Below are 240 nucleotides of genomic sequence, written 5' to 3' on the forward strand. Positions count from 1 at the left end.
GAACAAACCGGCGATAACACTCTGACGTTAATGGATAAAGGTTATTACTCACTGGGACTGTTAAATGCCTGGAGCCTGGCGGGAGAACACCGCCACTGGATGATACCTCTCAGAAAGGGAGCGCAATATGAAGAGATCAGAAAACTGGGTAAAGGCGATCATCTGGTGAAGCTGAAAACCAGCCCGCAGGCACGAAAAAAGTGGCCGGGACTGGGAAATGAAGTGACTGCCCGCCTGCTG

Annotated in this window: 1 pseudogene; it reads left to right on the top strand. The window is 51.2% G+C overall.

Features of this window, described 5'->3' with window-relative positions:
- Positions 1–240: pseudogene (locus SB724_RS21645) on the top strand (IS4 family transposase); the annotation flags it as partial.

The organism is Bacillus sp. SIMBA_031, assembly GCF_046535225.1.
GTDB classification, from domain to species: domain Bacteria; phylum Bacillota; class Bacilli; order Bacillales; family Bacillaceae; genus Bacillus; species Bacillus velezensis.